Annotated in this window: 22 protein-coding genes and 1 tRNA gene; 5 read left to right on the forward strand and 18 right to left on the reverse strand. The window is 48.7% G+C overall.

Annotated features, from left to right (window positions below):
• Window positions 1-206: 206 nt before the first annotated feature.
• The gene (dapF, locus tag DWX68_RS12200) at window positions 207-1067 is read right to left on the reverse strand and encodes a diaminopimelate epimerase (RefSeq protein WP_022358537.1); all 861 of its coding nucleotides are present in this window, start codon (window positions 1065-1067) and stop codon (window positions 207-209) included.
• Window positions 1068-1371: 304 nt separating this feature from the next.
• On the opposite strand from dapF, the gene DWX68_RS12205 reads away from it, so the two are divergent.
• Window positions 1372-2313: an AraC family transcriptional regulator gene (locus tag DWX68_RS12205; RefSeq protein ID WP_118629677.1), complete on the forward strand. Its 942-nt coding sequence runs from the start codon at window positions 1372-1374 to the stop codon at window positions 2311-2313.
• 19 nt (window positions 2314-2332) lie between these two features.
• Here DWX68_RS12205 and ytvI read toward each other — a convergent pair whose 3' ends face one another.
• From ytvI to DWX68_RS12245, 8 genes are all read right to left on the reverse strand, one after another.
• A complete protein-coding gene (gene ytvI / locus DWX68_RS12210; protein ID WP_243027755.1) occupies window positions 2333-3430 on the reverse strand; it encodes a sporulation integral membrane protein YtvI in 1098 nt (365 codons plus the stop codon).
• Window positions 3431-3486: 56 nt separating this feature from the next.
• On the reverse strand, window positions 3487-4677 hold the full coding sequence (locus DWX68_RS12215) for a pyridoxal phosphate-dependent aminotransferase (RefSeq protein WP_107001247.1): 1191 nt from the start codon (window positions 4675-4677) through the stop codon (window positions 3487-3489).
• Window positions 4678-4816: 139 nt separating this feature from the next.
• On the reverse strand, window positions 4817-6118 hold the full coding sequence (locus DWX68_RS12220; RefSeq protein ID WP_118629681.1) for an O-antigen polymerase: 1302 nt from the start codon (window positions 6116-6118) through the stop codon (window positions 4817-4819).
• A gap of 53 nt (window positions 6119-6171) precedes the next feature.
• On the reverse strand, window positions 6172-6435 hold the full coding sequence (locus DWX68_RS12225) for an HPr family phosphocarrier protein (protein ID WP_107001249.1): 264 nt from the start codon (window positions 6433-6435) through the stop codon (window positions 6172-6174).
• 43 nt (window positions 6436-6478) lie between these two features.
• Window positions 6479-7855 (reverse strand): CdaR family protein, encoded by a 1377-nt coding sequence (locus DWX68_RS12230; protein ID WP_118570472.1) that lies wholly within the window; start codon window positions 7853-7855, stop codon window positions 6479-6481.
• On the reverse strand, window positions 7833-8708 hold the full coding sequence (cdaA, locus tag DWX68_RS12235) for a diadenylate cyclase CdaA (RefSeq protein ID WP_107001251.1): 876 nt from the start codon (window positions 8706-8708) through the stop codon (window positions 7833-7835). The genes DWX68_RS12230 and cdaA overlap by 23 nt, the downstream gene beginning before the upstream one ends.
• Window positions 8709-8806: 98 nt before the next feature.
• On the reverse strand, window positions 8807-9742 hold the full coding sequence (locus DWX68_RS12240) for an ABC transporter permease (RefSeq protein ID WP_117795983.1): 936 nt from the start codon (window positions 9740-9742) through the stop codon (window positions 8807-8809).
• Window positions 9739-10254, reverse strand: a complete 516-nt coding sequence (locus DWX68_RS12245) for a hypothetical protein (protein ID WP_243023758.1) — start codon at window positions 10252-10254, stop codon at window positions 9739-9741. The genes DWX68_RS12240 and DWX68_RS12245 overlap by 4 nt, the downstream gene beginning before the upstream one ends.
• 495 nt (window positions 10255-10749) lie before the next feature.
• On the opposite strand from DWX68_RS12245, the gene DWX68_RS12250 reads away from it, so the two are divergent.
• Complete coding sequence (locus DWX68_RS12250; protein ID WP_182431258.1) at window positions 10750-11226, forward strand: GHKL domain-containing protein; 477 nt, start codon at window positions 10750-10752, stop codon at window positions 11224-11226.
• Window positions 11227-11281: 55 nt separating this feature from the next.
• Here the strand turns inward: DWX68_RS12250 and DWX68_RS12255 are convergent, their stop codons facing one another.
• The gene (locus tag DWX68_RS12255) at window positions 11282-11776 is read right to left on the reverse strand and encodes a DUF2798 domain-containing protein (protein WP_118629683.1); all 495 of its coding nucleotides are present in this window, start codon (window positions 11774-11776) and stop codon (window positions 11282-11284) included.
• Between the two features lie 517 nt (window positions 11777-12293).
• On the opposite strand from DWX68_RS12255, the gene rpsT reads away from it, so the two are divergent.
• Window positions 12294-12557 carry a 30S ribosomal protein S20 gene (gene rpsT / locus DWX68_RS12260; RefSeq protein WP_022358531.1) on the forward strand — a complete coding sequence of 88 codons (264 nt, stop codon included), beginning with the start codon at window positions 12294-12296 and terminating at the stop codon, window positions 12555-12557.
• A gap of 160 nt (window positions 12558-12717) precedes the next feature.
• Here rpsT and holA read toward each other — a convergent pair whose 3' ends face one another.
• The 8 genes from holA to DWX68_RS12300 form a co-directional block, all read right to left on the reverse strand.
• Entirely contained in the window at window positions 12718-13701 is a 984-nt protein-coding gene (holA, locus tag DWX68_RS12265; protein ID WP_107001255.1) for a DNA polymerase III subunit delta, read from the reverse strand.
• A gap of 212 nt (window positions 13702-13913) precedes the next feature.
• Complete coding sequence (gene feoB / locus DWX68_RS12270) at window positions 13914-16274, reverse strand: ferrous iron transport protein B (RefSeq protein WP_117795987.1); 2361 nt, start codon at window positions 16272-16274, stop codon at window positions 13914-13916.
• A gap of 255 nt (window positions 16275-16529) precedes the next feature.
• Window positions 16530-16602 (reverse strand) — tRNA-Gln (locus DWX68_RS12275).
• 286 nt (window positions 16603-16888) lie between these two features.
• Window positions 16889-18343: a hypothetical protein gene (locus DWX68_RS12280; protein ID WP_117795988.1), complete on the reverse strand. Its 1455-nt coding sequence runs from the start codon at window positions 18341-18343 to the stop codon at window positions 16889-16891.
• Complete coding sequence (locus tag DWX68_RS12285) at window positions 18340-18930, reverse strand: sigma-70 family RNA polymerase sigma factor (protein ID WP_117795989.1); 591 nt, start codon at window positions 18928-18930, stop codon at window positions 18340-18342. Before DWX68_RS12285 ends, DWX68_RS12280 begins: the two co-directional genes overlap by 4 nt.
• A 120-nt stretch (window positions 18931-19050) precedes the next feature.
• Window positions 19051-19818 carry a tRNA pseudouridine(38-40) synthase TruA gene (gene truA / locus DWX68_RS12290; RefSeq protein WP_243027758.1) on the reverse strand — a complete coding sequence of 256 codons (768 nt, stop codon included), beginning with the start codon at window positions 19816-19818 and terminating at the stop codon, window positions 19051-19053.
• 3 nt (window positions 19819-19821) lie between these two features.
• The gene (locus tag DWX68_RS12295) at window positions 19822-20400 is read right to left on the reverse strand and encodes a VanZ family protein (RefSeq protein ID WP_243022830.1); all 579 of its coding nucleotides are present in this window, start codon (window positions 20398-20400) and stop codon (window positions 19822-19824) included.
• 45 nt (window positions 20401-20445) lie between these two features.
• Complete coding sequence (locus tag DWX68_RS12300; RefSeq protein WP_118523986.1) at window positions 20446-21621, reverse strand: aminotransferase class I/II-fold pyridoxal phosphate-dependent enzyme; 1176 nt, start codon at window positions 21619-21621, stop codon at window positions 20446-20448.
• A 354-nt stretch (window positions 21622-21975) separates the two neighbouring features.
• Between DWX68_RS12300 and DWX68_RS12305 the strand changes: the two genes are divergently transcribed.
• Together DWX68_RS12305 and DWX68_RS12310 are read left to right on the forward strand one after the other, a co-directional pair.
• A complete protein-coding gene (locus DWX68_RS12305; RefSeq protein WP_118524002.1) occupies window positions 21976-22773 on the forward strand; it encodes a 4Fe-4S binding protein in 798 nt (265 codons plus the stop codon).
• A gap of 143 nt (window positions 22774-22916) precedes the next feature.
• Window positions 22917-23261 (forward strand): cupin domain-containing protein, encoded by a 345-nt coding sequence (locus DWX68_RS12310; protein ID WP_107001261.1) that lies wholly within the window; start codon window positions 22917-22919, stop codon window positions 23259-23261.
• The last annotated feature ends 130 nt before the right edge of the window (window positions 23262-23391 follow it).

Genomic DNA, 23391 nt, shown 5'->3' on the forward strand with positions numbered 1-23391 from the left:
ATAAAAAACGAGGCAGCTGTCCCTGTTTCCAGTCAGCCCCCTCGCCCTCTTTTCATATACGCCCAGAATTTTCCTGCCTATACAGCCCCCAAAATTTCAAGCATACGTTTATGATCGTTTTGCTGTGTGAGAATGCCCCTGTCATTCTTTTCACAATTTTTATAAATAAAATATAGCAGTCCGATATTTTTCTGTCAAATACTTTTTTATTTAATCCGCAGCTGTTCGCTCAATTCATTTCCCAACTGGATATGTCCCACATAGCCGACCTCTCCGACCATATAAACCATGCCGTCCTCCTTGATTTCCACTTCCAGCGTGCCGCCCGGCATATGGACGTACATATGCGGATCGGCAAGTCCCAGGCGGTATGCCGCACTCGCCGCCGCGCAGGCACAGCTTCCGGACGCCAGCGTATATCCAACGCCTCTCTCGTAGATCTCAATCTGGATATTCGTCCGGTCAAGGACATTTAAAATCTGCGTATTGACCTTTTCCGGGAAATATTCGGATGTTTCCGAATGCTCGCCGATCCGGCACACCATTTCCTTCGAAATCTCATTCATCCAGATGACGCAGTGCGGATTTCCCATTGAAAGACAAGTCGTGACATACGGAATCTTTCCAAATACCATCGTCTGGTTTACCATCTCCCGCCGCTCGCCGGTCACCGGAATCTCATCGCTCCAGAACGTCGGATGTCCCATCGAAATTTTCACACGGGTCGCATCCTCGTTGAGATAAAAGACTGTCTCCTCGCCTCCCAGCGTTTTCCAGGAGATCGTCGTTTTCTGCACATATCCCGCGTCCCGCAGATATTTTGCAAAAATACCCATGCCGTTTCCGCTCTTCTCCGCCTCGCTTCCGTCCGCGTTGTAGATGCGTACATAAAAATCATTCTCCCCCAGATATGGACCCGCCAGAATGCCATCCGCGCCGATGCCAAAATGACGGCTGCACATCTTCTTGATATTCTCCGCATTCAATTCCAGATCATTCTTATTTGGATCAAACACCAGGTAATCATTTCCCATACAGTGATATTTTTCAAGCACAACCTGTTTCATCGCGATACCTCCTGCCTATTTTAATCAATACCATAAAATTCTTTCATCAATGATTTCTATTCTACTTCCGTTCTGGAAACCACTCTTTCTTTAATTTCAATTTTAGGAAAATATAGCAGCTTTTAATAGAAGAATCATGCTTTAAATATTGCATATAATGCTATATAATATGAACTAAGAAATGAAATATCTGTGTTTCAAAACATATTTATCTCAGAGGAAAACAACAAACTCAATGCATTTATACAAGATATAATTTCACGCAACAATCAACCTGCAATACACTCAAAAAAGGAGTCCCCTTATGTCAGAAAATACCACCCACGAATCCCCCGCCTACGAAAAACGCGGCTACCTCAACCACGAATTCCGCCTCTTCCACCTGCGCGGGCAGATGGATACACCGGTTGCCTACCACTATCATGATTTCCACAAAGTCCTGATCCTGTTAAACGGCGAAGCGGACTACATCGTGGAAGGCCGTTCCTACCACCTCCGCCCGCTCGACATCGTCCTCGTCGGCGCGCACTGCCTGCACAAGCCGGTCGTGCCATACAAAAGCCGATATGAGCGCATCATCCTCTACCTGTCGCCGGAATGTCTGGATGCATTCTCCTGTGCTGACTGTGCGCTGGACCTCTGTTTCCAGCTTGCCAGAGAACAGCAGTCCGATGTTCTGCGCCTCGGTTCCCTTACCATGACGCCGCTCTTAGAGGCGCTGTCAAGACTGGAAAATGCCTATCAGGCAGGTGGTACAAATGACAATGGCACAGACAATGCTAACTTTGAATCCCTTGGTGGCAGCAGCTATGGCTCCGGGCTTCTTCTGCGTTTATTATTCCTGGAATTTATGGTACATCTTGATCGCGCCGCCTCCGAAAACCATCGGGAATACGTTCCGACCTCCCCTTCCGGCGAAAAAATCCTGGAACTCATGCGCTACCTCTCTGAACACCCGGAAGAAGACCATACGATCGACCAGCTCGCCGCCCGCTTTTACATAAGCAAATACCACATGATGCGTCTCTTCCGCCAGGAAACCGGCTACACCATTACCGAATACCTGACCGAAAAACGCCTCCAAAACGCAAACGAGCTCCTGCGCCGGGGCACCCCCGTCACAGAAGCCTGCTATCAATCCGGATTCCGCAATTATGCTGCGTTCCTCCGGGCATATAAGAAAAAATATCGCGATACGCCACATAATTTATCCAGATTAAATTACCAAGAGAATTTTACTATATAGAAATAGAAGGAAACCTCCCCTATTCTTCCCTCCGGAATTTCTGAATCGCCTCCATCAGCATCCTGAAATTCCGGATCATCGAATCAAACGCCCCATATTTATAAAAATTGATAAAGACAAGCCCCACCGGCACCGCCAGAATCATGCCTGTCAGCCCGCGCAGCTTAAATCCCAGATACAAAAGAAACAGCGTCATCAGAGGCGGCAATCCCATCGACTCCCCGACGATCTTCGGCTGGATGATCTGACGGACGACCTGCGTCAGGATGTAGAGCAGGATAAGCCCGGTCGCATACGCATACTCCCCCGCAAACAGTTTCACAACCGCCCATGGGAACAGCACCGTTCCCGTTCCAAAGATCGGCAGAAAATCCAGAATCGCCGTCAAAAACGCCAACAGGACACCGTAGCGGACACCCAGCACCAAAAATCCTGCCGCGAGAATCAGCGCCACCACACACATGATACGGAATTGTGCCAGAAAATATCCACCAATCAGTCCCTTTGCGTCCCGTTTCATATACTCGATATAGCGGAATACAAATGCCGGAAGATGCTCTTTCAGCCACCGCATGATGGACTCCCGGTCCGCCAGAAACAGGTACGAAGACAGGATAATAATGACCATATTTACCAGAAGATTCGGAATACTCTTCGCCACATGTCCGGCGATCTGCACGGTCGGTTCCGCCGCCCGCGATACCAGTTTTCCAAACAGACCATCCAGATTATCCGAAAATGCCAGCAGCGGCGGTTGTAAATTCTGCGGAAAATATTCTGCAAGCTTGCGCCCATTCTGCAATGCATCCCCGATCTCAGCGATCACACTCTGATATATTTCCGGTGCATCCGCCAGAAAACTTCCCATTTCCCGGTAAACCAGAAGACCCGCCCCGTAAAAAAGACCGATCACGATCGCCAGCGCCGCAATAATGATCAGCATCGAGCCGTGGCGCCGCACCAGCTTCACGCGCCGTTCCAGAAACCGCACCAGCGGATTTGCTAAAAGTGCCAGAATCCATCCGACCACAAACGGCATGAAAAAATGCAGAAGTCTGGGACCTAAAAAGATGACCAGACATAAACCAAGGAGCGGAATCACAATATTCAGAATCATTCTAAAACATCGTTTCATCTCATCCTTTTCCTTTCCAAGACGATGATACAATTTCGCTATACCAGATTATAGTGTTCCGCAATCTTTCTGAATGCCGGAAGCGATCTCTCGATCTGTCCATATGATACGCAGTATGCAATGCGCACATAACCTGGGCACGCGAATGAACTTCCCGGTACTACCAGTACATTGTACTGTTTGCATACCTCGCAGAATTCCTTCTCATTCTCCACCGGAGATTTCACAAACAGGTAGAACGCGCCCTCCGGCTTGATGCAGGAAAATCCGCACTCTTTCAATCCGTTGTAAAGCAGGTTACGGTTGCGGTCGTAAGCTTCCAGATTCACATTCGCATCTACGCAGCGCTTGATGACTCTCTGCATCAGGGATGGCGCATTGACACAGCCCAGAACACGGTTCGCAATCGTTGCCGCCTGGAATACGTTTGCGCTCTCATCCATCTCAGACGGGATTACCAGATAACCGATACGCTCGCCCGGAAGGGACAGAGACTTACTGTAAGAGTAGCAAACCACTGTATTGCGGTAATATTTTGTCACATACGGTACAACCGCGCCGTCGTAAGCCAGCTCACGATACGGCTCATCGGACAGAAGCACGATCGATGTGCCAAATTCCTTCTGTTTCTTTTCCAGAATTGCTGCAATCTTCTGCAGTGTTTCCTCGGAATAAATAACGCCGGTCGGGTTGTTCGGGGTGTTGATGATCACTGCCTTGGTCTTTTCGTTGATCTTTTCCTCAAATTCAACGAGATTCGGCTGGAAATCCACCGTATTCGGAGATACAACCACCAGCTCGCCGTCATAGTTGCGGACATAGGAACCATACTCTACAAAGTATGGTGCAAAGGTAATGACCTGCTCTCCTGGATTTAACAGGGTCTTTAAAATGACATTCAAACCACTTGCCGCACCGACCGTCATCAGGATGTTGCCTGCGTGAAAGGAGGTGCCGAACCGGCGGTTTAACGACTGAGCGATCGTCTCGCGCACATCTTCATAGCCTGCGTTGGACATATATCCGTGTACAAACAGGGAATCTTCTTCCTTTACGATATCCTGAATTGCCTGATTTACCTCTGCCGGAGCCGGTACGCTCGGATTTCCAAGGCTGAAATCAAACACATTCTCACGTCCATATTTCGCCGCCAGCTTATTGCCCTCTTCAAACATCATACGGATGGCGGAGTTATTTTTCATAAGCGGTATCATTTTTTCTGAAATCATTGGCTTGCCCTCTTTTCTGTAAAACTGATCCATGCGGCAACTCTATCTGTATACAAGCAGCACTTTAACTTACTGAATTGTCGTCTTTTTGTTATTATAGCAGATTTTATTTCATTTTTATATCTTAATCCATATATTTTTACCGCCCTGCAACCTTATGCGATACCAGAAAGGCCACAACCGCTGTCACCGCGAAATAAAACCATGTGGACGGATTGCTGAACCAGGTTGTGAAAAACGATAACAGCATGTAAAGTGCAAACTGTGCGTACAGAAGATAGGTAATCGGATTCTGCACCTGGCGCATCATCCGCATCAGCAGATACGCCGCCGCTCCTAATATGGCAGAAAAGATGAACACGCCAATTATGCCGAAATCGTAGTACGCATCATAAAACATCGTCAGCGTCGTCAGCTCTTCCTTCGTCACATAATACGGAAATGCCGTCAACGACGGAACCAGAAACTTGAGTCCCGTCAGCGTCCAGAACGGTGCCAGCATCTTCATGCCCCAGCTGTGCTTCACAAGTCCCTTGACCAGACAGTCGAAATTATCGTAATTGTTTGCAATATAGATATACGGCTGCGTCACAAAAATCGGCAGGTGCCGTTTCATCTCAAAAACCGTATTCAAGTAGGCAGTATCATGGCTGCGCGCGATCGTCAGCAGAATGTAGAGCACAATCAGCCCTGCCAGCGCAAAAACAACATAAATCGGATTCAGCTGGTGTTCCATCTGTATGTAGGTAATCAATGCCAGCAGTACCGCAAACAGAAGCTGGGAGCGCGACACGCACAGAAGCGGAATCGCCACCGCCGCTGCATCTGCCAGAAGCATACATACCAGCCGTCCCCGGCTGCGACCGCCCTCGGTGCAAAAATAGATCACAGAGAGCGCCGGAACCAGCACACAGGACACCGTTAGATAATGAAGCCCGGTCACATGGAAATAGGAATAAGCATGCGGAACGCCCCGGAGCAGCAGCGGAATATAGCCCATATAGACCGCCTCGATCGCGAAACAGCCTGCCGATAGCGCCGCCAGCGCCACCGCGCAGAAAAAGACGGTTCCGGCATAAGATTCCAACCCCCGGCGCTGCACCGCGCCGGAATGACCGCCCACGCGGACGGACGCCTCACCGGAAAATGCTTCCAGATAATAAAAAGCCAGATAAAAGCCCGCAAACGCCGCCAAAAGTCCCAGCCACGTTCCCGCACTCCATGCCTGACTTAAATAACTAAGCTTCATACACGCCAGTCCCTGTCCACCTACAAAGGAAAGAGCGAAAATCCCCCGCAGATGCAGAAGATTTCCACTCCGGATATAGTCTGACGCATACAGATACACCGCCGCCGCCAGAAGCCCTGCGCCGGATAAAAGATAATGGCGGCCAAGCGCCAGAAGCAGCGAAGCCGCATAGCAAACCAAATAAACGATCATAGTTTCATCCTATCTGTACGTCTGTACACATTCTTTTACCGCACCGGTTTTCCCTACTCGCCCAGCCCGTCATCAACTATTTTCAGCATCGCCGACAGAGCTTCCTCCTCGTCTTTTCCATCACAGATAAACTCGATCTCATCACCGCTCTTGATGCACGCCCCAAGCACGCTCAGGACACTCTTTGCATTGGACACGGTGCCACGGAACTGGAACTGGACAGAACAATCGAATTTTACCGCCTCATTACACAGGATTCCCGCCGGTCTCAAATGCAGACCAGTCGGGTTTTTTAATTTAATTTTTGCTTTTACCATTGTTTAACTTCTTTCTCCTCATTTGTGGATGGCATACCATACTTTATGCAGCATTGCCGCTCTCTGCATCCACATTTTCTTTTGCCGAGCTTGCCCCGCTCTCCCGGTTGGAACTGCTCTGGCTGCCCGTGTCTCCACGGTCACTCTCGGTGCTTTCCGTCGTCTGGGCACTGGAGCTTCCATGTTCGCTGACCCGCACTGTCACAGCCGGCGCCGACAGCATCTTATACGCGTCCCCCAGCTGGAACTGCGCCGCTGCCGTGTGCTCGCCCAGTCCCATGCCTGATACATCGACCCGGATATTCATCTTCGCCGCCGACAGGCTGCTTAAATCCTCCTCAAGTCCCTGTACCTTGACTTCCATCTTCGTATCTTCGACGGTATAGCTGTAGCTGCTGTTCTTTCCGTTTAGAGTCACATCCTCCGGTTTGACCGTAAAGGTCTTCTCTATCAACTTCTCGACCTGTAGTGTCACGTTGATCGTCGTGCTATCCAGTCCCACGATCGTAAGCCCGGACGGCAGATAATCATCCAGATCGATCTCGCACTCCACATTCTTCGTCGCGCCCTGCACATTAAGGGACGGTCCCTGAATCGTGAGCGTGCTGACCGATGCCAGATCCGTCTTAAGCCCCGCCACAGACACCGACTTGATATCCGTCTTCGGACCCGTATAGCGGTATCCATCCGCCACTTCACCACTGACGTCAAAATCAAGCGGTACTTCTTTTACTTTCAGGATCTGCATCGTATAAGAGACATCTCCGCCAACCGTCTTGACAGAATCTCCCAAATCTGACAGCACATTTCCATTGGCGTCAAAATACTCCGGTGTTGCTGTTCCACCGACATCCGCCGCAGCACCGTCAATATTAAAACGGATACCCACGCTGCTGATCTGTCCGATCAGGGAGGTTGGTCCTTTAACCGTCACCTGGGATGGCACCATTGTCACCTCACCCGCCTCGTAACCCTCTGCCGCCTTGCCCTGAGGATACGCTTTCAGCGTAAATGCCTTGGTCTGCAGCGCCTCGGTCGTGATCTTGATGACCTCCGGGGACTTCACAACCGGCGTGGACTCCAGCAGTTCCTCATTGTTCACCACTTCCACTCGGATCGGGATCGCACCCGTCACATCATACATTTCCGATAAATCCGCATAGGCGTTGAAATCCGACGCCTTTACCTTATAATCATCCTTCGTCCGGATCTTGAAACTGATCGTCGCCGTTTTTTTGCCTACCACATCATAGGCAAGATCCGCCTGCTCCAGCACCTGATCGTTCGTGATCGTGACCGGAACCTCCCTCGTCGATACCTTGATCGGGTTCGCCACATTCACGACCGCCAGCCACACAAAGAAAGCACAGAACAGGGCAATCAGCTTGATCGCAAGATTATTCGTCAGCTTTTCTTTCATTTCTGCGTCTTCCCTTCCATATTCTGAAACGACCTGTGTTTTCCGTTTCCCGTTTTACCAGAACTGACAATATATCTCTCAGTTCATCTCCATCCTTGACACTCTTAAGCCGTCCGGACACAGCCACCGACACACGCCCTGTCTCTTCCGATACAACCAGCGTCACGCTATCGGTCGCCTCACTGACTCCGACTGCCGCACGGTGTCTGGTTCCCAATGCCTTGCTGATATCCATATTGTCCGAGAGCGGCAGATAACAGGTCGCCGCCGTCACACGGTTACCGCGAATCACGACCGCGCCGTCGTGCAGCGGTGTGTTGTGCTCAAAAATATTGATCAGAAGCTGGCTCGTCACGATACCATCGACCTCGATGCCCGTCCGCTCGATCTCTCCGAGCGGCGTGCCCCTCTCGATGACGATCAGGGCGCCCGTCTTGACTTTTCCCATCTCAAAACAAGCACGCACCAGCTCTGCAATCGTCTTTTCGCTGAAATCCTCATTTTTCTTCGTATCATCCGTTGAAAATAGCGTCGTCAGCACGTTCTGGCTTCCGATCTGCTCCAGTGCTTTCCGCAGCTCCGGCTGGAAAATAACGATGATCGCCGTTACCGCAATGTACGACGTCTTTTCCAGAAGCCACAGAATCGTATCCAGTTCCAGGATCGCAGCTGCCAGAAAGAATGCAAGAATAAAAACAATACCCTTCAGAAGCGTCCACGCCCGCGTATTTTTGATCCAGATCAGCATTTCATATACCAGAATTGCTATAATCGCGATCTCTATTAAATTTTTAAAGGTTATCTTCGGTACGAACGAGATCCACGAATAAATCTCCGCCAGTATCTCTGCCATTCTTTTCCCTCCCTTTCGGGCTGCGTTTCTGTTACCAGTCACGTACATATGACCCGTCACGCATTTCTTTTAACAACAAGTTTCTTTTATAAAATAGTCTATCTTCTCTTTACTTTATTGATTTCCTGTACCTTTACATCCGTCCTCGAGATCGCAATCTTTGGAACCGCTTTCACATAGTAATAATAATCGTCATCCTCAAACTGCGTGTACTCAGTCCGGCTGTAATCGACCGAAAAAACAAACAGCTGATAGATCAGCGATGCAATAACCGCACCAATCATTCCTACAATCAGCTCCGGCACGGACACCGGAACGCCAAAGCGGAAATCGCCGATAAACACAACCAGAATCTGTAAAATAAGGCCAGCTCCGATCGCGATCCCCCAGGAGTAGTTGATCGACAGTTTCTTGAGCACACAGACCGTCAGCGCCCCCAGGCAGCATGCCGCAATCATGACAAGCATCGCCGGGTTTGCCAGCAGGTTTTTGATGACCTGCGCCAGCATCTGCGTGATCTCAGTCTGCTCACTGCCTGCCAGGAAGCTTCCGTTCTGCTTCACATACAGAATCACGTAGTACAGAAAAATCCCGCAGCTCATCGGAATCACCGATACGAGGCTTCCAGTCAGTCCAAGAATCATCGGGACTGCAAACGGCACCTTCAGAAAAAACAAGATCGGCGTTACAATCAGGTACGCGCTGTCACCCGGCTGAAATCCGTAATACAGCAGCACCACGATCAGAAGGAACACCAAGGTAATGAGCGCCACTTCCATCGATGCTGCAAAGAGCTGTGCCAGCAAAAAAATCCCAATCAGAAACGCAATGGCTCCAAATGGGAGAAATGCACATATAATTCCCGCAAACAGCGGCACCAGACCGCCGCTCAGTTTCGGCATCAGTCCGATGTTCTGGTTAATCAGAAACACCGCCGCAAAGGCAGTTATAAAACGCAGGAATGCATTCACAAATGCACTGTATCTCGCATAGAAAGCCTTGAGTGCTTCTTTCCCTGCAAGGAGTCCTCTCATCTGCCTCTCCTCTCTCTCTCCATTTTTCTGGCGCGCCGGTGTATATCGTAGCGCTTATCCAGATGTTTCAGTTTCGCTATGTAGATCCGGTTCATCTTTTCCTCGTACTCATACCGCCCGCCATACACGATGATCGTCAGCACGACATACAGAAAAAGCCCCCCGAGGTATAAAGCTCCTCCTCGAAAAGCCAGTCCCTTCAGTTCATCCATTCCTATCGAACTCAGAACTACTTCTACATTAAATAATATCCACATTCCAAAGAGAAGTATGCTGCACAATGTATAGCTTATAAATCCCCGGAGCAGATTGCGGCTGATATAGTCGCTTTTAAAATACTGATTGACTGTTTTCATCTGGGAAGCATGCTTCTTCTCAAACAGTGCCAGTTCGGTCATTAATTTTATCTTGTCTTCGTTGAGCATACATGGTTCCTTTTTTATATATGCCGCGGCTTCCGGTTCAATACGTCCCGTTTCTGAAACCGCTGCGCCAAAAACGCATTCTTCCATAAATTATAACATAACTTTTTTCTCTTGGCGAGGGGGCGGGGGGATTTTTCATAGGTTTTTCATAAATTTGTAAGGGATTGTCAGACATCAAAAAAGAGCTCTGCCGATCACACATTTTCGCATGATCAGCAGAGCGTATCAAGTCTGTTTCATAAGATGTAAAAACTATGCCTTTTTTGCTTCTTTTTATGTTATGATACTTTTATGATGATACCAGGGTCAAAAGGTCAGAAGTTCGACGCAAGCTTGCTTGCAGGAGAATTTTTGACCTTGGGACCCGCCAAAAACATGAGTAAGTAGCCATTTTTCCAAGAAAAATGAGCGAATTACGAATGTTTTTGAAGATTGCGGGAGCATATAGTGCGGAGCAATCTGGTATCAGAGGGGGCAAAATGCCTTTTGACCCCAACATCTTTATGATATTAGGATCAAAAGGTTCGAAACATGCGTAAGCAGCCTTTTTCCAGACAATCAGAAGAAAAGAGGGATTTTGTTTTGAAAATCGCGATTGTAGATGATTTGTCCAGTGTATGGGTGCAATACCTCGCGCTCCCTTGCTTTGGCGTTTTATTTAAGCTGATAGTAGACGCCGAGAGCGGAATGATTTTATTTCTATATTTATTTATCATCGATTATCTGTTGGTCGTGCGTGCCGCCGCTTTCTACATCTGTCAGGCGCTCTTCGGCTACAACTTTTTCTCCTGGGAGACCGGGTGTTCCGGCTCTGAAAACACGCCGCCTTTCATCCGTCTCTCCGCGGTGCAGACGGGTACCTCCACCCTGTCCATCACCACGGACAACACCAGCGCATTCAGCCCTACCTGGATGAATGAAAAACTGGTATCGACCAAACCTGCGGGAAGCGGCATCGGAACCGAATCGATCCGCATGATCGCCGAACAGTACCACGGCGATGCACGGTTTGAATGGCGGGACGGCGTATTTTATGCTTCGGTATTGCTGAACCCATAATGATACAAAAACCAGATATCCTCTTTTTATATAATATAAATTTTCTGCTATCTCCCTACATAACCGGTTCCTGCAGCACGGTTCCCTCCGGGAATGCGGTACGGAACACGCGGCGCACCAGCGGACCTGCTACGATGAGCTGGAACGGAAGCGCCATGATGATGTTCTTCGGAATATTGGTCAGCCAGATGATGAGCAGCTGGCTCCACGCACCGGATTTCACGCAGGCTTCCAGACCGCCATATAAGGACATAACAAATACCATCGGGACGACCATGCAGCAGGAGATCGTGATTACTTTACGAAGTGTGCTGCTCTCCGGCGATACAAAGTAACGGAATGCAATTCCCTTCGCCGGACCGGACACGATGAACCAGTCAAACAGGAACGCATACACAAATGCAAACGGGAATCCGATCCATCCTTCGCGGATCGTTTCCCAGGATAAATGTCCCATATGAAGGGTTACATTGTACATACTCATCCAGAGTACCATAGTGAAACACATGATAACGGAATAGATAAAACTTTCTCTCTTATTTCTTGGCATTTTCATTCTCCTCCTATAAAATAATTGCTTCTATCCAGATGCAACGGCAAATCAGTCCGACACACCCACGCACAAGATGCTGTCCGTGATAAATTTCACAAAATAAAAGGCAGCAGAAATCGGAAACTCGTTTCGATCTCTACTGCTGTATGCAATCTCACTGCGTTTTTTCAAACTATATTCGATTTGGGTTACGGTTCGCTATTATAACGTCTTTTTTCCATTCGTGTAAGCACTTTTTTTATTTTTTCACAATTTCATCATATTGAACGATCAATTTTTTTTATTTTTTATTCCGCTTATGCAACTTGACAAGAGCTGCTTTTTCAGCTCCCCTTTCATTTTTTCCGAATTTTTCCCTAAAAACAGGCAAATAGATATTGACAATACTGCCTTTATTCGATAAAATGTAATAGTATGTTTACATTGAACTGTCCGTGTCCAGGCTTTAATGCAAACCAAATACAAAATGAATTACGAATCAAAATAAAAGAATTTATGATGGAGGTACACTACATTGGCTAACATTAAATCCGCAAAAAAAAGAATCTTAGTTGCAGAGACAAGAGCTGCAAGAAACAAGGCTATCAGATCCAAAGTTAAAACTGCTGTTAAGAAAGTAGAAGCTGCTGTTGCTGCAAAAGATAAGGCTGCTGCACAGGCTGCATTATTAGCTGCTACCAGCGAGATCGACAAGGCTACTTCCAAGGGCGTATACCACAAGAATACAGCTTCCCGCAAAGTATCCCGTCTTTCCAAGGCTGTAAATACTCTGGCTTAATTATCCAGAGCGGATCTTTCGAATTATATATTAAAAATTAACCCAAATTAAAAAACCATTATTCTGTGGGTGTGACAGAATAATGGTTTTTTGTTGCTTCTTTTCCAGCCGGGTCCGGCCGAAGAACCGCTGATTCTGATGCTGGCACTGCCCTTTAGAATCAGCGCACGGAACTTCTGGGCTGACTGATCAGCAGCTCCACCGCCAGCCGGTCGCCCATCCGCCCGGTCTTGACTGCCTCCTCGGCATCCACGCAGGTCTGCACATAGGAAATGAGCTGTTCTTTCGTAAATGCCGCCGCCTGGCTGCTGAGCTTTCCGGCTACGAACGGAGGTACTTTCAATTTCGAGGCAACCGTCCCCCGGTCTGCGCCGGACGCCTGCAATTCTCGCACCAGCAAAAGCTGGTTAAACTGTCTGGCAATCAGGAACAGGATCCGCATCGGCGGCTCCCTGAGTGTCAGCAGGTCTTCGTACAGATCCATCGCCCGCTTCGTCTTTCCCGCCGTGATCGCCGCTACCATGTCGAAGATCTTGTTCGTGATCTGCACGGTCGTGATGACTTTCACATCCTCTGCCGTCACTACCTCACTGCCCATCGTGTAGGAAATGAGTTTTTCCAGCTCCATCCGGATGTTTTCCATATCATCGCCGACGCGCTCCAAAAAGAGATTCATCGTGGACGGCGTGATCTTCCGCCCATTCTGCGCCAGGATCGTCGCCGCCCATCTGGCGAGCTGCGCGCTGTCCTGCCGCTTCATCTCCGCAATGTGACCCAGATCCTTGACCTTTTTGTAGAGTTTGTTTCTCTTATCGACCGCCTCCTCCACAAATACGATGCAGGTCGTGTCCGGCATCATCGGCAGATACTCCGCCAGCGCCTCCGAAGAAGTCTTGAAAAATCCGCTGTCCTCGATCAGAATCAGACGCCGCTCGCTGAAAAATGGCATCGTGTCCGCCAGACTGATCAGCTCGTTCACATCCAGCCCTTTTCCCTCGAAATAATTGTAGTTCATCGTATCATCGCCCGAGATCGCCGCCCGCAGCTTCTTTTTATAACTCTGCTTCAAAAACGCCTCTTCGCCGTATAGCAGATAAACCGGCTTAAATGTGCCATTTTTGATGTCTTCATTGATCGTCTGCATTAACTCCGTCCCCGCCTCCTGGTTCTATTCGATAAAAACAGATCCATTTTTTCGAATGACTGTCCATCCGGTTACTTTCCTGTCTATTTTTTCACTTCCTACTATTATAAACATTTTTCTAAAATGTTGTCTACTGTAAACCCATAAAAAGAATAAAACAGCAGCTCCTTTTGTTGCTTGAAATTTTTCCTTGGTTCACTTTCAGTCAAAACCTACATTACCATCCCTAGCAAAAGATAGACCGCATACGCTACAATCCACGCAATCACGCACTGCGCCACCACGACAAAGCAAGCCCATTTTCCGCCCAGTTCGCGTCTGACCGATGAAATCGCTGCCACGCACGGCGTATAGAGCAGGCAGAAAACCAGCAGACTGACCGCTGAAAGAGGGGTCAGAATGTCACGCAGGCTCTGAGTCGTCCCGAACAGAACCGACAGCGTTGATACAACACTCTCTTTTGCCATAAATCCGGTCAGAAGTGCCGTGCAGACACGCCAGTCGCCTAATCCCATCGGCGCAAACAGTGGTGCAATCACACCAGAAATAACCGCCAGAAGACTCTGCTGGGAATTGGACACAACATTCAGGTGCAGATCAAATGTCTGAAGGAACCAGATTAAAATCGTCGCCACAAAAATAACTGTGAATGCTTTCTGCAGGAAATCCCTTGCCTTTTCCCAGAGAAGCTGGGCGACATTGCGCGCCCCCGGCATCCGGTAGTTCGGAAGCTCCATGACGAACGGAACGGCTTCACCCTTAAATAAAGTTGTTTTAAGAAGCATTGCCATCAAAATTCCCATCAGGATTCCCAACAGATAAAGTGCAATCATAACAATCGCCCCATGATGCGGGAAAAAGACAGCGGTAAAAAACGCATAAATCGAAATCTTGGCGGAACAGCTCATAAACGGAGTCAACAGGATCGTCATTTTTCGATCCCGCTCCGAAGAAAGCGTCCGGCTTGCCATGACTCCTGGTACCGTGCAGCCAAAGCCAATCAGCATCGGCACGATGCTCCGTCCGGAAAGACCGATCTTTCGAAGCAGTTTATCCATCACAAACGCCACACGTGCCATATAACCGCTGTCCTCTAAAAGCGACAGGAAGAAAAACAGCGTCACAATGATCGGCAGAAAGCTCAAAACACTTCCGACACCATTGCACACACCATCGATCAGCAGGGAATGGAGCACCGGATTGATACCTGCCGCTGTCAGCGCTGCGTCTGCCCGCTCTGTCAGCCATCCAATCACCAGTTCCAGACCATCTGAAAGGACCGCGCCAATCACATTAAATGTCAGCCAGAATACCAGACCCATGATTGCAATAAATGCCGGAATCGCCGTGTAGGTTCCAGTAAGAAGACGGTCAATCTTCACACTTCGCTGGTGTTCCCGGCTTTCCCTCGGTTTGACGACTGTCTGCCTGCAGACTTTTTCGATAAAACCAAACCGCATATCCGCAATCGCAGCTGCCCGATCCAGCCCGCGTTCCTTCTCCATCTGGCAGATAATATGTTCCAGCGTCTCTTTTTCATTCGTGTCCAGATTCAGACGCGCCTCAATCTCCTCATCGCCTTCTGCCAGCTTCGATGCAGCAAAGCGCACCGGAATACCCGCATTCTGCGCGTGATCTTCGATCAGATGCATAATACCATGCAGGCAGCGGTGCACCGCGCCACCGTGATAATCCGCATCACAGAAATCCTGCCGTCCCGGTTTCTCCTGAAAATGCGTTACATGAAGCGCATGATCGATCAGCTCTCCGATTCCTTCATTCTTTGCCGCTGAGATCGGGATAACCGGAATCCCCAGTTCTTCCTCCAGTTCGTTGACACGGACAGAACCGCCGTTCTGGCGCACCTCGTCCATCATATTAAGCGCCAGAACCATCGGAATATCCAGTTCCAGAAGCTGCATGGTCAGATACAGGTTGCGCTCAATGTTTGTCGCATCCACGATATTGATGATTCCCTTCGGGTGCTCCTGCAAAATAAACTGACGCGTCACCAGCTCCTCATTCGAATATGGCGATAAGGAATAGATTCCTGGCAGGTCGGTCACTTTCGTATTTTCATGTCCGCGGATCGTGCCATCCTTCCGGTCCACCGTCACACCCGGGAAATTCCCCACATGCTGATTGGATCCGGTCAGCTGGTTAAAAAGCGTCGTTTTGCCACAGTTCTGATTACCTGCCAGGGCAAACGTCAGAACGGTGCCATCCGGCAATGGGTGTTCCTCCGCCTTTGTATGGTATTTTCCACCTTCTCCGAGTCCAGGGTGATCGATCGCGCGCGCCATCGGAATCCCATGTTCCTTTTTGTCCGCTGCTTCGGTTCCTGCCTCGCGTACATTCTCAATCTCTATCTTCTCTGCATCCGCCAGGCGCAACGTCAGTTCATAGCTATGAATCCGCACCTCAACCGGATCGCCCATCGGCGCATATTTTACCATCGTAACCGATGCAGTCGGAATCAATCCCATATCCAGAAAATGATGCCGCAGTGCACCTTCTCCGCCAACTGTCCGAACGGTTGCAGTTTTTCCTATTGGTAAATCCTTTAATGTCATTCTCTGCCTCCATCTCTCTTCATTAGTCAAACTCATTGTATGTCATCAGACTTCTACATCCGCCTGATTTTGAAGCAAAGCATAGAGAGAAAAATACTATTGAAACTTTTTCTCAATTATGTTTCCAGATAAGTCTATTGTACTTTAGGGAATTTGTCAATCGTTGGAATCTTTAAGAATCTACCAATCAGAAAAAAAATAGAAAAGATAATAGAAAAACAGCAAGGATGAATCATCCTCACTGTCTCAAAATAGCTGGGCTACAAGGATTCGAACCTTGAAAATGACGGAGTCAGAGTCCGTTGCCTTACCATTTGGCGATAGCCCAATCTTTTATTTCATAGCTGTCTCAGCCACATTTATTATTATATCATAAATTTTTGTTTCGTCAAGTATTTTTTTCAAACACTTATGTTTTTTTGAACAATTATAATTATTTACCAGTTCGAAACATTTTACAGTCTCGTAATGCCCCGGATATTTTTCCGTCACGAGGCTTCCTGCAAATAATTCTAATGATTCTTAAAATTCCTGCTGCCCGAATCCAACTTCTGGTAACTCCAGACATATCATGGTTCAGGCAGCAGGAATCATATATCCTCATACACTCCGCTTTAATTAGCTGACTCCGCATCTGTCTTCGTTTCTTTTTCCGTCGGCTTTGTCTCCATCTGACTGTACTCTGTCTCCGAGTGCGTGCTCTCTTTTACTGCTTCTGTCAGCGTCTCCGGCGCGCGGGATGTCTCGGACGGCTTTGTCTCCACTGTCTCATCATCCGCATCGTCGTCATCCTCATCAATCAGATCATCCGCAATATCCGGCGTCTCGAAATAGCCTTTTACCGTACCAAAGGAGCCGCCGTCCCGCACTGCCACTCCGCCGAGCGTAAACGTGCACTCCGTATTGGCTGGAAGCCCTTTGACGTGAATCTCACAGGAGGTTCCGCCTGTGTCCGTGATTCTCGCCGAATAGCTCTGACCGTCCGGATCTACCACCGACACGGTCGGATTTTTCCATTTAACCTTTTCCTTAAAAACGATGTTCAGCGAACCGCTCTCGTAATCTACATAGTCAATCTTCGCTTTCTTGCCTCCCGAATCGACTTCTTCCTCGTCCTCATCTGCTGCGGCGGTTGTCTCCACCGGGCGTACTGCAGTCGATGGCTGTTCTGCCGGCGTCGGTTCATTTTCCGGCTGACCGGTGCTTTCCACGGTCGTCTCCGCTAAGGTTTCTTCCTCGGTCTGCGGCAATGTCACCTCACGAACCAGAGCCGCATCCGTCTCAATGGTACTGTCCGTCTTCGAATAACCTACCGTATAAGCACGATCCGCGATCTCCCGCGCAATCTCTTCCATCGTCATACCGGCAAATTTTTTCATATCATTTTCGGTCAGGTCGTTATCCCGAATCAGCTCTCGCAGAAAATACGCTTTTCCATAAGAAATATTGTATTTCTCCGCCAGATCCTGAATCTCCCCGGTTACCTTCATCCGCTGGTCATAGACAACCGCCTGTACCGCGTGTTCCTGCAGGGAAGACTCTACATCCCCTACGACATCCTGACGCAAAGATGATGCCTTTTCCTCATTCTCATTGGACACGGTAACCAGAATCGCATTGTCCAGTTCATCCAGATAACCGTTCCGGACCATCGAACCGATCAATGCGTTGACCGCAATATCAAGGTCTACATTTTTCAAATTCATATCATCCAGGATCGTCTCCGCATCCTCATTAAGCGGATTCGCCTGCAATACTTTCTCGTTCCGGTTGACGGAAAGCTCAATACTCGGATTGACATCGATGCCAATCACCGAATCGACACGGTGATTCTGGTAAAATGAAACACCGCCTCCTAACACAGCCACACACAGGCAGGCGGCTGCTGCCATCGCCACGGTCCGCATCCGGCGGTACATCCGTACACGGCGGGATGGTTTTACATAGATCTCCTGTGGCGTCGAGAGATCGATTTTATCGAATACGTTGGGAGTCAGGGCATCCATCGCCGATCGCAGATGTGACTCAATCTCATCCTGTTCCCACGCTGTTTCAGAGTGATCGGTCAATGTACTCCCTCCTCTCTCAGGTGTTTTTTCAGTTTTTTCATAGCACGGTTGTACTTGGAAAGCACCGTTGCCAGCGGCATCTCCAAATCTGCCGCGATCTCACGATGTTTTAACCCCGCTGATGTCCGCAGAAGTACAATCTGCCGTTCTTCTTCATTTAATATTTTGAGTGCTGCGTGTAATACCATCTTATCCGCAGCATCCTCTATCTGGGGACAGAATTCCCCTGTCTCCATCTCAGAAAGATCCGAAAGCCCGATATCCGCTTCATGCTTCTGGTCACGGAAGCGCATATAGCAAAGATTTCTAGCGATCGTAAACATCCACGCCAGCGGTTTGCCCTGCGACTGATAGCTTCCAGCCGAAGTCCAGACCTTTAAATAAAGCTCCTGCATGACCTCCTCAGAGTCCTGCGGATTCCGCAAAATCGATAGAATAAAACCGTATATAGTTTTATCCGTATTCTGATAAAGCTGCTGAAATGCCGCCTTATCTCCCTCTGCCACTCGCAGAAGCAGCTTTTCATCGCTCATCTTATCATAGGCGACCGGCTCTTCCATGGTCGTTAAAAGCCCCGTCAAAAACATGGACGAAATTTCCTTTCTATATAACTTAATGCAAAGAAACCAGTTCTTATTGCATTTGTTATGAATTTTTTCTGATTTCTGTCCAGCTCCTCACGGCAGCTGGCAAAAATCAATGCAGCTTTATTCATACTCGACCCGTTCCAGAAAAAGCCCCTCCGGCGGCGCCGTAAAACCTGCCAGCGCTCGGTCACAGGAAAAAAGCGCCTCCGCCACTGATTCCGGTGTCCGCTTATGAAGTCCTACCTCGATCAGTGTACCGGTCAGGATTCTTACCATATTATATAGGAAGCCATTGCCACGAAAATGCAGTTCGCACACACTTTCCTGCATGGTCAGCTCAATAGCAGTGAGATTCCGCACCGTCGATTTTTTCATCCGTTTCAACGAACAGAATGCTTTAAAATCGTGCTCACCCGTCAGATACGCAGCCGCCCGTCTCATAGACGCTATGTCCAGCGGTTCCCCCAGACCGTACACATATCGGCGCTCAAATACATTTTTCTTCGCTGCCGTCTCAATCCGGTAGCAGTACGTCTTGGAAACAGCATTTAAACGGCTGTGAAAACGCGTTCCCGCCTCCTGTGCCGATAAAACAGCGATATCATCCGGGAGATAGCGGTTCATATACGCCTTTATCTCCTCTGCACTCATTTCATCACAGGATGACGGCAGATGAAAATTTGCCGTCTGCCCCCAGGCATGGACACCTGCATCGGTCCGCCCGGAACCGTGTACTTCAACCGGCTGACCTGCCATTTTTTCAAGAATCTGTTCTAGTTTTCCCTGAATTGTCTTGTCTGTATTTTCCTGTTTCTGCCACCCGTCATAGCGGCTTCCGTCATACTGCAGGGTGATTTTTATATTTCGATCCGGCATATTTTTCTCCATGTGTTATCCATTTTCATTCTTTTTTATTCGTAAATATATCTGTCCCGCCGCCAGATACAGCAACGTTCCGGTCAGCGCTCCTGCCATATCCAGCCACACATCGCTGATCTGACCAGAACGCCCCTCGGTAAACAACTGAATCGTCTCATCCAGAAATGGAACCGCAAATATAGCGATGCGGTGGATTTCCAGCCATACAGACCCGCACGGTGCCATCGCACGCATTCTCCCAGTCCTATCTTTCCCATCAGCCGGATCCTCTGTCCACATTTCTTCCAAAATAGCTCCGTTCACACGCACACAGAGAGCACTCTGCCGCAGCAAAATCCCCAATCCTGTATACTCAATAAAATGAGCACATTTGCGCACAATATGCTCGGTCAGCCATGGTACGGCTATTCCGGTATCTGCTGCCAGCTTCTGCAAAAGCCGGAGAACCCGTCCGCTCTCCGCCGATGACTGCACTGCCGGGCGCATGGAATTGGAGTAGATAAATAAAATGTATAATATTAAGATCACATGCCAGATCCATGCCATTCCCAGTGCTTTCTGTTTTTCCCGGATATTTTTTCCTGTATTCATCTATCAATCCCTGTATTCGCTTGACTCTTCTATGCGCTTACGCCTTTACTGCTCTGATTTTAAGATTCCGCTCGCGTCAATCCGCTGTACCGCCAGCGCGATCGCATCTTCATCCTGCACCAGCGCCATCCGCACATGTCCTTCTCCCGATGGACCAAACGCACTTCCCGGTGTCACCAGAACTCCTGTTTTTTCAAATAACGTTTTTACAAATTCCATCGAATCGCTAAATCCAGCCGGAATCGGTGCCCAGACAAACATCGTTCCCTCCGGTTTCTCCATCTTCCATCCGATCGATGCAAGACCATCACACAGACAGTCACGCCGTCTCTCATAAGCAGCTCTGGTCGAAGCCACACAGCTCTGGTCACCGGTAATCGCCGCGATCGCTGCCTTCTGGATCGGCAGGAACATACCGTAATCCATATTGGATTTCAACGTTTTCAGATGACTGACAACTTCCTTATTTCCCACGCAGAAGCCGACACGTGCCCCCGCCAGTCCATAGGTCTTTGACAGGGAATTAAATTCCACTCCGACTTCTCTCGCTCCTGGGAAACGCAGAAAGCTTCCGCAGGTTCTTCCATCAAATACCAGTTCACTGTAGGCGTTGTCATGCAGCACGATAATATCATATTTCTTTGCAAATGCGATCAATTCTTCATAGAAACTGTCCGGTGCCAGCACTGCCGTCGGATTGTTCGGGTAGGAGACAATCATAAATTTCGCTCTCTGTGCCACTTCCTCCGGAATTTCTTTCAAATCAATGATGTAGTGATTTTCTTCCCGCTGCGGCATATAGTAAAGCTCTGCCCCCGCCAGCGACGGACCATCCGCAAAGACCGGATAGCACGGATCCGGCACCAGAACCACATCGCCCTCGTCCACGATCGAAAGTGCGATGTGCGCCAGTCCCTCCTGGGAACCAAGCAGAGAGCAGATCTCCGTCTCCGGATCCAGTTTCACCCCATAGCGGCGCTCATACCAGTCAGACACTGCCTGCAAGAGCGCCTGCTGATCCTGAATTGCATACAGGTAATTCTCCGGCACCAGGCAGGCATCGCTGAGCGCTTTTAAAATATGAGGTGCTGGTGCAATATTCGGCGCGCCGATACTCAGATCTACGATCGTCTCTCCCTCTTCCAGCTTTTTCTTCTTCATCTGTGCCAGCATGGAGAATACGCCCTCGCCAAACCGGTCCATTCTATTTGCAAATTTCATCTTATGTTTTTCCTCGCTTTCAGAAGTTCTTCTATCCACCAGCTGAGTCAACAGCCCCTGACTCTGTCATTCTCCATCGTTCTATCTTTGATTTTTCTGGTTCTCAGCCTTTCTCCGCCATTCTTTTTATCTGGCTATATAAGTATTAATTATAGTACAAGCATATAGGAAAGTAAAGGCGTGTCCAACAACGGAATTTGCCGTAGCTTTTCTAAAAACGTTGTAAAAACAACCGACTTTTCTCAGCAAAACAATTATACTTAATCTCGTAATTGAAACAGTAATTGTTCCGTGCTTTTATCCTCACGGACAGGAAATTCATACATGAAAGTTAAGAAAGACGAGGTTTTTATCATGATACGAAGAATTATTGAAATTGATCAAAAAAAATGCAACGGCTGCGGGCTCTGCGCTTCTGCCTGTCACGAGGGCGCCATCGGCATGGTTGATGGAAAGGCAGCTCTTTTAAAAGATGATTACTGTGACGGTCTGGGAGACTGCCTGCCAGCCTGTCCGACCGGTGCCATCTCTTTTGTCGAGCGCGAAGCAGCGGCTTACGATGAAGCGGCCGTCCAGGTTCATATGGCTGCCCGCAAGGCAAAACAGGTGCTGGAAAATGCAAATACTGCTGCTTCTGCAAACGCTTCCGCCCGCCCTGCATTCAGCGGATGTCCAGGATCCATGAGCCGTTTCCTGAAGCGCACTGAAAGCGCTCCTTCTGAACATGACGATACTCATGCAGATAGCGCCGAGACTTTTAATCCTTCTGATTCAGCATCCATCCGGGTGAGCGCCCTTCAAAACTGGCCGGTTCAGATTAAATTAGCTCCGATCCATGCACCGTATTTCGATGGGGCAAAGCTCCTGGTCGCTGCCGACTGCACCGCTTACGCATACAGCCGCTTCCATCAGGACTTTATCCATGGTAAAATAACCTTGATCGGATGTCCGAAACTGGACAGCATCGATTACTCCGAAAAACTGACCGAAATTATCCGCAGCAACGATATCAAGAGCGTGACCGTTGTCCGCATGGAGGTTCCATGCTGCGGAGGCATTGAACAGGCAGTTAAAAATGCCTTGCAGGCAAGCGGAAAATTCATTCCATGGCAGGTAACAACCATTTCGATCGATGGGCGGATTTTAGATTAATATCTGCCATTCCCCCGATTGACCTACCCAACCATTTCGTGCAGGTTCCGCTCTCCATACACACCTGCCGAATGGACTCAATCAGACTCAAAAGAATACGAAAATTTATATATCTAAACGAGATTTTATTAAGGAGGTTCATTATGGAATACCCATACATCAAAAACATTACTCACGAAAAAGTGCAGTCTTTAGCCGGCCTGGTAAACGCAGAAGACGGTCAGATCGTCAGCAAGACTCTGGCACAGAACGAAGCTGTCAGCGTTACTCTGTTTGCATTTGCAAAAGGCGAAGAAATCTCCACCCATGATTCCACCGGAGATGCGATGGTGACCGTTCTGGAAGGCACCGGCCGCTTCACGGTCGATGGCGTCGAGCACCTGGTTCACGCAGGCGAAGTTCTCGTCATGCCGGCGAAAAAGCCGCACGCCGTTTATGCACCGGAAGCATTTAAATGGATGTTGACGGTTGTTTTCCCATTTAAATAAAGACTGCGCTCAAACTCTTTTTACCATGCAGCCCGACTGATAGCAGCCCTTATCCATTTATTCCAAAACAGGCATACCGCAGGAATCCATGCATGATTTTCATCCTTTTCTCTGCGATATGCCTGTTTTT

The organism is Clostridium sp. AF20-7, assembly GCF_003479275.1.
Classification (GTDB): domain Bacteria; phylum Bacillota; class Clostridia; order Lachnospirales; family Lachnospiraceae; genus Otoolea; species Otoolea fessa.